Annotated in this window: 6 protein-coding genes; 3 read left to right on the top strand and 3 right to left on the bottom strand. The window is 75.7% G+C overall.

The genetic code is table 11. The features are described 5' to 3' along the window. Positions 1-89: 89 nt before the first annotated feature. The gene (locus tag KV205_RS07810) at positions 90-422 is read right to left on the bottom strand and encodes a DUF6204 family protein (protein ID WP_265863280.1); all 333 of its coding nucleotides are present in this window, start codon (positions 420-422) and stop codon (positions 90-92) included. Between the two features lie 147 nt (positions 423-569). Here KV205_RS07810 and KV205_RS07805 point away from each other — a divergent pair, with 147 nt between their 5' ends. After that, positions 570-2543 carry a DUF5107 domain-containing protein gene (locus tag KV205_RS07805; protein ID WP_265863279.1) on the top strand — a complete coding sequence of 658 codons (1974 nt, stop codon included), beginning with the start codon at positions 570-572 and terminating at the stop codon, positions 2541-2543. A gap of 37 nt (positions 2544-2580) precedes the next feature. Here KV205_RS07805 and KV205_RS07800 read toward each other — a convergent pair whose 3' ends face one another. Together KV205_RS07800 and KV205_RS07795 are read right to left on the bottom strand one after the other, a co-directional pair. Continuing rightward, the gene (locus KV205_RS07800; RefSeq protein ID WP_265863278.1) at positions 2581-3405 is read right to left on the bottom strand and encodes a class I SAM-dependent methyltransferase; all 825 of its coding nucleotides are present in this window, start codon (positions 3403-3405) and stop codon (positions 2581-2583) included. Between the two features lie 124 nt (positions 3406-3529). Beyond that, positions 3530-4063: a GNAT family N-acetyltransferase gene (locus KV205_RS07795; RefSeq protein ID WP_265863276.1), complete on the bottom strand. Its 534-nt coding sequence runs from the start codon at positions 4061-4063 to the stop codon at positions 3530-3532. A 198-nt stretch (positions 4064-4261) separates the two neighbouring features. Here KV205_RS07795 and KV205_RS07790 point away from each other — a divergent pair, with 198 nt between their 5' ends. After that, complete coding sequence (locus KV205_RS07790) at positions 4262-5515, top strand: sulfite oxidase (RefSeq protein WP_374214640.1); 1254 nt, start codon at positions 4262-4264, stop codon at positions 5513-5515. A gap of 159 nt (positions 5516-5674) precedes the next feature. Next, on the top strand, positions 5675-6910 hold the full coding sequence (locus KV205_RS07785) for an aminotransferase class I/II-fold pyridoxal phosphate-dependent enzyme (RefSeq protein WP_265863273.1): 1236 nt from the start codon (positions 5675-5677) through the stop codon (positions 6908-6910). Positions 6911-6996: the final 86 nt, after the last annotated feature.

Genomic DNA, 6996 nt, shown 5'->3' with positions numbered 1-6996 from the left:
GCACGCACCAGACACCGCGAGCCCTGCCCTGCGGGCAGACTGGGGGTACCTCCCGGCGAAGCCAGGGGGAGCTACTTCCCGGACAGGCCCTAGCGCTTGTAGTTGATCTTCATCGTGTCCATGTCGGTGACCTTGGACTTCAGGCCCCCGAAGCCGTGCCCCAGCGCCCCCAGCGCCCGCTCCACGCGGTCCTCCGCGATCGCGCCCGCCATCTCGTCGCCGTCCGCCGCGTCGGAGAGCACGACCAGGCGGTAGGAGAAGTGCTTCAGGGTCCGGTCGTAGGCGAGCGAGCCGTCCTCGGTGAACTGCATCGCGGAGAGGCCGTGGTCGTCGGCCTCCGCGAGGAGCCGGGTGCGGCTCTCCTCTGAGAGGTTCTCGAACGTACCCCGGACGATCACCCGATAGGTGTGCTGCTCGCTCACTGCTCGCTCATTCCCTCACGTCTTGCTCGACAACGGATCAACCCTACGGAGGCGCCCGCGCCGCGCAACGGGATTTCCCGGTCAAGCCGCCGCGGGCGCTTGTACACCCTCTGGCCAGCGGTGGTTCCGGCGTGTTCCATGGTCGGCATGACGACCGTACGACGTGCCGTACTCACCCTGCCCGCGGCGCCGTTGGGCCCGGACAACCCGCTGCCCGCGCTCCACCGCCTCGGCGCGGCCGCTCCCTCGGTCGACGAGCGGGACCGCGCCGGGCTGCCCCGAGACATGCGCCGCCAGCTCGGGCACGCCCCGCTGCGCACCCTGCTCCCCACCCAGGTGCGCGACGGATACGGGCGCGAGCGCACCCCGACCGCCCTCGACACGGTCGAGATCGAGAACGACCACCTCAAGGTGACCGTGCTCCCCGGACTCGGCGGCCGGATCCACTCGCTCCTGCACAAGCCGACCGGCCGCGCCGACCGCGAACTCCTCTACCGCAACCCCGTGTTGCAGCCCGCCGCCTTCGCCCTCAACGGCGCCTGGTTCTCCGGCGGCATCGAGTGGAACATCGGCGCCCGCGGCCACACCACCCTGTCCTGCGCCCCGCTGCACGCCGCGGTCGTCCCGGCGCCCGACGGCGGCGAGATGCTGCGCCTGTGGGAATGGGAGCGGCTGCGCGACCTGCCGTTCCAGGTCGACCTGTGGCTGCCCGCGGACTCCCCGTACCTGCACGTCGGCATCCGGATCCGCAACCCGCACGAGCGGGCCGTGCCCTGCTACTGGTGGTCGAACACGGCCGTCCCCGAGGACCGCCGGATCCTCGCCCCCGCCGACACCGCCTGGCACTTCGGATACGAACGCGCCCTGCGCCGGGTCCCGGTGCCGTGCGACGAGGACGGCGCGGACCGCACGTACCCGCTGGAGAGCACCCACGCCGGCGACTGGTTCTACGCGCTGCCGGACGGGCAGCGGCGCTGGATCGCCGCGCTCGACGCGCACGGCGAGGGCCTGGTGCAGACCTCCACGGACGGGCTGCTCGGCCGCAAGCTCTTCGTGTGGGGCACCGGGCGCGGCGGGCGCCGCTGGCAGGAGTGGCTGACCGAGCCCGGCACCCCCGGCTACGCCGAGATCCAGGCCGGCCTCGCCCGTACCCAGCTGGAGCACCCGGTCCTGGAGGCGGGGGAGGAGGTCTCCTGGCTGGAGGTGTACGGGCCGCTGGGCGCCGATCCGGCGACCGTGCACGGCGCGGACTGGGCGGCGGCCCGCGCGGGCGTCGAGTCCGCGCTCGCCGAGGCGCTGCCGCGCGCCGAGGTCGACACGGCGTACGAGCGGTGGCTGACGGCCGCCGCCGACACCGAGCCGGGCCCGCTGCTCGCGCGGGGCTCGGGCTGGGGAGCGCTCGAAGTGCTGCGCGGGGGTCATGTGCTGCCCGGCACGCCGTTCGACCCGGCGCTGCTGGGGGACGAACAGCGGCCGTGGGTCGAGCTGTTGCGCACCGGCGCCCTGCCCGTGCCCGATCCGGGTGCCGCGCCGGAGCCGGGTGCCGCGCCCTGGCCGACGCCGGTCTCCGACGCCTGGCGGGACATGCTGGAGACCGCCCCCGCCGAGCCGGTCACCGAATACCACCTCGGCGTCGCCCAGTGGGCGGCCGGGGATCTCGCCCAGGCGGTACGGAGCTGGGAGCGCGGCCTGAAGAACGCCGCCGAGCGCTGGCCCCTGCTCTACTGCCTGGCCGTGGCCGACCGGGAGGACGGGCACCGGGAACGGGCCGCGGACCGGTACGCCGAGGCCTTCGAGGCGCAGTACGGCGGCGACCCGCTGGTCACCGCCGCCCTCGGGCGCGAGACGGTCACCGTCCTGCTCGGCGCGAACCGGCCCGCCCAGGCCCGCGCCGTGCTCTCCCGGCTCCCCGACGAGGTGCGCGCCCGCGGCGCGTTCCGCTGTCTGGAGGCCCGGCTGCTGCTCGCGGAGGGCCGCCCGGACGCGGCCCGCGCGGTCTTCGAGGCGGGCTTCGAGGTCGCCGACCTGAAGGAGGGCGCCGAGGAGCTGGGCGAGCTGTGGTCCCGGCTCACCGACGAACCCCTGCCGGACGCCTATGAGTTCCGCATGCGCCCCAGCTGACGGAACGTCACAGGCCGTCAGTGTGCCGGGCGGTGGCTCACGGCCGGCACAGGATCTGGCCGTGCGGCACCAGGAACCACGCGTCGTCGTCCTTCCCCCAGGCCCGCCAGGCCTCGGCGACGGCGGTCAGCTCCTCGGGCGTCGCGTGGCCGCCGTCCACCGCCAGGCGCGCGTACACCGACTCGGTGGTGCGGTCCGCCCACAGACCGCTCCACCAGGCGCGCTCCTCCGGGGAGGCGAAGCACCACACCCCGGCGGAGGCGGTGACGTCGGTGAACCCGGCCGCGTGGGCCCAGGACAGCAGCCGCCGGCCGGCGTCGGGTTCGCCGCCGTTCGCCCGGGCCACCCGCTGGTACAGCTCCTGCCAGGTGTCCAGGCCGGGCGTGCGCGGGAACCAGGTGAAGGCGCCGTAGTCGCTGTCCCGGGCCGCCACCACTCCGCCCGGCCGGCACACCCGCCGCATCTCGCGCAGCGCCTGCACCGGGTCGCCGACGTGCTGCAGCACCTGGTGGGCGTGCACGATGTCGAAGGAGTCGTCCGGGAAGTCCAGGGCGTGGACGTCGGCGACCGCGAACTCCACGTTGGCCAGACCCCGTTCGGCCGCCACGGCCCGCGCCTTGTCCAGCACGTCCTCGGCCGCGTCCACCGCGGTCACCCGCCCCGGCGCCACCCGCTGCGCCAGGTCGGCGCTGATGGTGCCGGGCCCGCACCCGACGTCCAGGACGTCCAGACCGGCGGCCAGTTCGGGGATCAGATAGGCGGCGGAGTTCTCGACGGTGCGCCAACTGTGCGACCGCAGCACGGACTCGTGGTGTCCGTGGGTGTACGTGGCGGTCTCGTGCGCAGGGGTGGACGACGACATGACCGGACTCCTTCGGATGAGCGGTTGCTGTGCTGCTGTGAGCTCACCGTACGCCGAGTGTTCGTATCCCGAGACCCCATTCTCATGATGTGGACAGTCGGTCCGAACGGGTGGCCGGCGGAGGTCAGTTGGGAGCCCTGAGAGTCCGCCATTCCCAGCGCCGCTCCCCGTCCTCGAACACCTCCGTCGGCGCCAGACCCGCCGCCGCGGCCACCGCCGCCGACGCGCGGTGCTCCGGATGCACATGCGCCACAAGGGCCGGAGCGCCGCGCTCCCGCAGCCAGTCCGCCAGGACCACCGCCGCCTCCCGGGCCAGCCCGCGGCCCTGCCAGGGGGTGCCGAGCACCCAGGCGAGCTCGGCACCCCCGGCCGCCACCGTGGCCTGCACGGTGCCGATCGCCGCCCCGGTCTCGCGCAGCCGCAGCACCCAGTTGCACCACACCGTCGTCGCCGGGTCCGGCGGACCCGCGAGCAGCCGCGCGTAGCGGGCGGTCAGCTCCGGCCCGGTCAGCGGGGCGCCGCCGATGAAGACGTGCAGGGCCGGATCGGCCAGGGCCGGGGCCGTCTCTGCGGCGTGGTCGAGCCGCAGCGGCTCCAGGTCCAGACGGGGGCCGCGCAGCGGGACGGCGGCGAAGTGTGCCGGGTCGAAGGCGTTCATCCGCCCAGTGTCGCGGGACCGGCCCCGCGCACGGCGCTCGCCGGGCGGATCCTGGTAGGAGAGGCCCGTCCTCGCAGTCCTGCGGATACGGAGGCCCGCAGGCCCGCACCCACACGCCCACACGCCCACAGGCCCGATATTGCAGGCGCGTGAAGGAACCGCCGCGGGCACCCCGCGCCGGCCCCGTCCCGTGCCAAGGTGTGCCCGTCCGCCGTCCGTCCCGTCCCCGACGCGCCGAGGAGAACCACCGTGCCCGCCCGCCGCACCCTCCTGAAGGCGCTCGCCGCCGCCCCCGTCCTCTCCGCCCTCGGTGCTTCCCCGGCCGGCGCGGCCGGCCCCACCCCGGGGCCCTCCGCCCCCGACCCGGCCCCCGGCATCGTCAAGCCGCTCCCGCCCGCGTACTTCACCGTCCGCGGCACCAACGCCGAGTCCCGCTTCGAGACCTTCCGCGACACCGGCCGGGTCACGCCCACCGACCGCTTCTTCGTCCGCAACCACACCTCCACACCCGTCCTCGACGCCGCCGGCTGGCACCTCACCGTCTGGGGCGACGGACTGCACGGACGCCGCCCGTCCGTGCGGATCGGTTACGGGCAGCTGCGCGACCTGCCGGCCGTCACCCGGACGGCCCTGATCGAATGCGCCGGGAACGGCCGCAGCCTCTACGCCACCCAGCAGGGCGAGTCCGTCAGCGGCACGCCCTGGACCCTCGGCGCGGTCGGCGCCGCCCACTGGCGCGGCGCCCGGCTCTCCGACGTGCTGCGCCTCGCCGGCATCGCCGCCGACGCCGTCGCCGTACAACCGCGCGGGCTCGACGACCCGTACGTCGCCGGTGGCGCCGACCTCGGGCACGTGCGCCGCCCGCTGCCCGTCGCCAAGGCGCTGGACGACGTGATCCTCGCGTACGAGATGAACGGCGAGCCGCTGCCGTACGACCACGGGCACCCGGTCCGGCTCGTCGTGCCGAACTGGGTCGGCATCGCCTCCGTCAAATGGCTCGGCGACATCGAGGTCTCCCGCGGCCCGCTCTCCTCGCCCTGGTCCACCGACTACTACCGGTTCTTCGGCGAGGCGTACCCGGCCGGCGGCAGCGCCCCTCTCGGCCCGCAGACCCTCAAGAGCGCCTACGAACTCCCCTTCGGCGCCCCTCTCGCCGCGGGCCGCCCCCACCACCTCACCGGCCGCGCCTGGTCCGCGCTCGCGCCGGTGCGTGCCGTGGAGGTGTCCGCCGACGGCGGCGCCACCTGGCACCCGGCCCGGCTCCTCGACCGGCCGCGCTCCGGCGGCTGGGTGCGCTGGACCACCTCCTGGCGGCCCGCCGCAGCCGGGCCCGCGACCCTGCTCTCCCGGGTCACCGACACCGCCGGGAACGTCCAGCCCGAGCGGGCCGTCCACAACACCCAGGGCTACCTCTTCAACGCCGTCGTCCGGCACCCCGTCACCGTGGAGTGACCACCGGCCCGAGCACCGGCCCGAGCACGGGCGTGGCCGGCGCGGCCGCCGTGTGCGTGCCGCGCGAGCGGCGGAACCCGGCAAACCTCCGTATAAAGGTCACTGGGGCGCCGCTCGCGGGCGCCCCGGTGCAGCCGTGGGCAGGAGGAGGTGCGGGTGATGCGGCAGACGGCCCCGGAAAGCCGCGGACCCGTGCGTTACGGGCCGCCCGCACCGGAGCCCGGCCTCCCGGTGCTGCCCGGCCTCGCCGCCCTGCTCGCCGCCGCCGCCGACCGCACCGGACCCGAACCGCCCGGCGGCGGACCCGTGCTCCGCGAGGCCGCCGCCGGCTACTGGTGGCGCCGCGGACTGCGCACCCACGCCGAGGACGTGGTCGCCGCCCCCGGTGCCCAGCCCCTGCTGCTCGCCCTGATCGCCGCGCACGGCGGCGACCTGCTGCTGCCCCGCCCCTGCCCCGCCTGGTGGACCCCGCAGGCCCGGCTCCTCGGCCGCCCCGCCTACCACGTGCCCACCCCCGCCGAGTGCGGCGGCGTCCCCGACCCGTACGCCCTCCTGGAGACCGTCCGCCGGGTCCGCGCCGAGGGCGGCCACCCGCGGCTGCTGCTGCTCTCCGTCGCCGACGACCCCACCGCCACCGTCGCCCCGCCCGAGATCCTCCGCGAGGCCTGCGAGGCCGCCGTCGCCGAGGGGCTGCACATCATCAGCGACGAGACCTGGCGCGACACCCTGCACCGCCCGCAGGACACCGTGCTGCTCAGCCCCGCCGAGATGTGCCCCGACGACGTCACGGTGCTCACCGACCTCGCCGGCGCCCTCGCCCCCGCCGCCTGGCCGTGCGCGGTCGCCCGCTTCCCGCCCACCGCCGCCTCGCGCACCGACCGATACGGCGACCACAGGGCCCGCACCCTCGACATCCTCACCGCCCTCGGCGCCCTGGTCCCCGGCCCGTTCGCCCCCGCCGCCGCGCACGCCCTCGACGAACCCGAGGACGTCACCGTACGGGCCCGGCTCACCGCCCAGGCGCACGGCCGGGTCGCGGCAGCCGCCCACCGGGCCGTGCTCGCCGCCGGAGCCCTCGCCCGGCCCCCGCAGGCCGGCCGCCACCTCTACGCGGACCTCGGCCCGCTGCGCGCCGGGCTCGCCGCCCGCGGGGTCACCGACTCCCTCGAACTCGAGAACCACCTCACCGCCCGGCTCGGCACCCCCGTCCCCGGCGGTCACCGCTTCGGCGACGAACTCGGCGCGCTGCGCGCCCGGTTCGACACCGCAGCCTTCCTCGGCGCCACCGAGGCGGAGCGGACGGAGACCCTCACCGCCGCCCGCCCCGAGGAACTGCCCCACGTGGACCGCGCGTTGAGCGCCTTCGGAGCCGCCCTCGACGAACTCGCCCACTGAACCGCCGCGACAGGCATCCACTGAACCCCACGACAGGCACCGACTGAACACCTCGACAGGCACCGACGGTTGACGGAACACACGGA

The organism is Streptomyces sp. SKN60 (assembly GCF_026236535.1).
Lineage (GTDB): Bacteria > Actinomycetota > Actinomycetes > Streptomycetales > Streptomycetaceae > Streptomyces.
The sequence above is the reverse complement of the archived record's forward strand: the minus strand, read 5'-3'. Positions and strand labels throughout refer to the sequence as shown.